Source organism: Paenibacillus sp. IHB B 3084 (assembly GCF_001447315.1).
Classification (GTDB): Bacteria; Bacillota; Bacilli; order Paenibacillales; family Paenibacillaceae; genus Paenibacillus.
The window spans coordinates 1-2,943 of the sequence record NZ_CP013209.1; the positions used below are offsets into that span (position 1 = coordinate 1).

Annotated in this window: 1 protein-coding gene and 5 pseudogenes; 4 read left to right on the forward strand and 2 right to left on the reverse strand. The window is 46.1% G+C overall.

Going from position 1 to position 2,943, the window contains the following annotated elements; all coding sequences use genetic code 11:
- Both ASL14_RS29420 and ASL14_RS28735 read right to left on the reverse strand, forming a co-directional pair.
- Positions 1–183 (reverse strand): annotated as a pseudogene (locus tag ASL14_RS29420) (isopentenyl transferase family protein); the annotation flags it as partial.
- Positions 167–340, reverse strand: a pseudogene (locus tag ASL14_RS28735) (class I SAM-dependent methyltransferase); the annotation flags it as partial. The pseudogenes ASL14_RS29420 and ASL14_RS28735, both read right to left, overlap by 17 nt.
- A gap of 8 nt (positions 341–348) precedes the next feature.
- On the opposite strand from ASL14_RS28735, the pseudogene ASL14_RS27085 reads away from it, so the two are divergent.
- The 4 genes and pseudogenes from ASL14_RS27085 to ASL14_RS27100 form a co-directional block, all read left to right on the forward strand.
- Positions 349–530, forward strand: a pseudogene (locus ASL14_RS27085) (class I SAM-dependent methyltransferase); the annotation flags it as partial.
- Positions 514–1,487, forward strand: a pseudogene (gene miaA, locus ASL14_RS27090) (tRNA (adenosine(37)-N6)-dimethylallyltransferase MiaA). The pseudogenes ASL14_RS27085 and miaA, both read left to right, overlap by 17 nt.
- Positions 1,488–1,507: 20 nt before the next feature.
- The gene (gene hfq / locus ASL14_RS27095) at positions 1,508–1,753 is read left to right on the forward strand and encodes an RNA chaperone Hfq (RefSeq protein ID WP_023989043.1); all 246 of its coding nucleotides are present in this window, start codon (positions 1,508–1,510) and stop codon (positions 1,751–1,753) included.
- A 188-nt stretch (positions 1,754–1,941) separates the two neighbouring features.
- Positions 1,942–2,943 (forward strand): annotated as a pseudogene (locus tag ASL14_RS27100) (transglycosylase domain-containing protein); the annotation flags it as partial.

Here is a 2,943-nt window from a genome sequence, read left to right on the forward strand (position 1 = left end):
CTTAATTCCTTCCATTTCCTGTTCGGAAATTTTGGCAGTTCCAATATCCATATGACGATACACCTGCATGGAATCTCCGGAAATAATTTCCCCGTCAAATTGCCGTGCCATCTCGATGCTTAATTTTGTCTTGCCGACCGCTGTCGGGCCAACAAGAACAAGTAGTTTAGATGCCGCTGTCAATATCAATCACTCCGTACACTGTTTTCGTTGTGCCCCGTTGCTCCACACGGAAGCCGAGGCGGGTAAATTCCCCGCTGCCCCGTTTTTCCTTCAATACAATTGTTTTCCTTGCAATCCGTTTTGCCTGAGCAATACTTTCCTCATCCAGTGCCATCGGTCCATTGAATGGCTAACCCGGATGCGCTGGATGAGGAAAGTATTGCTCAGGCAAAACGGATTGCAAGGAAAACAATTGTATTGAAGGAAAAACGGGGCAGCGGGGAATTTACCCGCCTCGGCTTCCGTGTGGAGCAACGGGCACAACGAAAACAGTGTACGGAGTGATTGATATTGACAGCGGCATCTAAACTACTTGTTCTTGTTGGCCCGACAGCGGTCGGCAAGACAAAATTAAGCATCGAGATGGCACGGCAATTTGACGGGGAATTATTTCCGGAGATTCCATGCAGGTGTATCGTCATATGGATATTGGAACTGCCAAAATTTCCGAACAGGAAATGGAAGGAATTAAGCACCATTTGATTGATATTCATGAGCCGGAATACCCATATTCGGTAGCTGCATTTCAGGAAGATTGCCGTCGCCTTATACCGGATATTCATGCCAGAGGAAAACTACCGTTTATCGTAGGTGGGACTGGTTTGTATGTGGAGTCTGTCTGCTATGAATACCAGTTTTCCGAGGTTGGAGCTGATGAAGCTTTTCGTCAGGAACAGCTTGATTATGCCGAGAAATTTGGAGCTGAGGCGCTTCATGCGCGACTACAGGCGGTTGATCCCGAAAGTGCACGTCGTCTGCATCCCAATGATCGTCGCCGAGTCGTTCGAGCATTGGAAATTTATCATGTTAGCGGAACGACTCTTAGCTCGCAATTGGCCAATCAAAAAAAGGAATCTCCTTATCAGCTATGCATCGTAGGTTTGACAATGGATAGGCAAATGCTATATAAACGTATTGAAGACCGAATTGACGGGATGCTCGATCAAGGGCTTGTTGCTGAGGTAACCTCCTTAATGGAACGGGGAGTGCGAAGCGATGCCATCTCCATGCAAGGTCTAGGCTATAAAGAGATATCCTCCTACCTGCGAGGAGAGGTGTCTTTGGAAGAGGCGGTGACTTGGCTAAAACGGGATACGCGTCATTTTGCGAAGCGGCAGCTCTCGTGGTTTCGCCATATGAAGGATATCCAGTGGGTAGATGTCACCGATTTCGGAAATTTTTCTGCTCATGCAGCCCGAATACACGAAATTATAGCAGGAAAGTTCCGGACAGACCTTGAATATACTTCAAAACAATCCAAATGATTATTGGGGGTACGGCTAAAATGAACAAGTCCATTAATATCCAAGATACGTTTCTGAATCAATTGCGCAAGGATTCTATACCGGTAACGGTGTACCTGATCAATGGATTTCAGGTGCGGGGAACGATTAAAGCATTTGACAACTTCACAATTGTTATCGACTCGGATGGAAAGCAACAGTTGATCTACAAGCATGCTATTTCCACTTTTACACCGCAGCGCAATGTGTCGCTTGTGCAGCAACAAGATAACGCAAGCGATAACTGATTACGGCCTGACGGTCGCCCGGGTTGATGAAACTTTTCAAGCGTCCGTCTCGTCTAACCGTATAGGAATGTGACCGGGAGCAACCTGAACAGGGTTGTTCTTTTCATTCCGTTTGCTTTCATGCTGCCGACAGCAAGCTATATATACTTTCGGCAACATATGATTATTCGCGAAAGGGAGTCAGGGGAATGCCAAACGATTCATTGTCCAGATCCGGCAATCGCAATAGAAACACACCTAAAGAGAAGCCGAAGGGCAAGAAAAAGAAAATTACAGGTAAGCAAATTGGATGGACACTGTTTATTACGGCGGCGTTAGCCATATTTTGCGCGCTTGGTGGATATTTGTTTGTCATGGTTAATGGTGAAAAAATCTATAAGGCCAATCAAGACAAAATTACAGTGAATGAGACATCGAAGGTTTACGATCGCAACGGCGTGCTTATGGGTGAGCTATCCGTACAAAAAAGTGATCCTGTCACAAGTGAAGAAATACCAGACCTGCTGAAAAAGGCCTTTGTGGCAACTGAGGATAAACGGTTTTATGAGCATCAGGGTGTCGATATTTGGTCCATTGGCCGGGCGGCTGTTAAGGACATCGTAGCCCGTTCGGCAGTTGAGGGCGGCAGTACGCTGACCCAGCAGTTGGCGAAAAACCTGTTTTTGACGCGTGACAAGACCTTTTTCCGTAAAGCGACCGAAGTATCCATTGCGATGGCCCTGGAGCGGAATTTGAATAAAGAACAAATTATTACGCTTTATCTGAACCGTATTTGGTTTGGACGTTCTTACTCCGGTATCAAAGCGGCGTCGGAAGGCTATTTTGGAGTGTCAGACTTAAATAAATTAAAGTTATGGCAGATCGCTACATTGGCAGCTATTCCAAAAGGGCCTTCCAAATATAATCCAATTAGTAATCCGGAAAACTCAAAGGAACGACGTGCAGTGGTTCTCCAGTTGATGTTCGAGCAGGGAATGATCGGCAAGCAGGAAATGGAAGAGGCCAAGGCTGTAGATTATGATTACAAGCAGCCGGAAAAAGTTCAAAAGTATCAGAATTTTATGGAATATGTGATGAATGAGGCGGAGGAAGCCCTGCCGGAAGTCAGCGGAGACGACTTGATCGTTGGTGGATATAAAATTCATACGACGATGGATGCTCAGGCCCAAAATGCGTTGGATCAGGCGATG

Bases quoted from the DNA above. Each gene is read 5' to 3' on its own strand.
- hfq (WP_023989043.1), top strand. From the start codon at position 1,508: ATGAACAAGTCCATTAATATCCAAGATACGTTTCTGAATCAATTGCGC.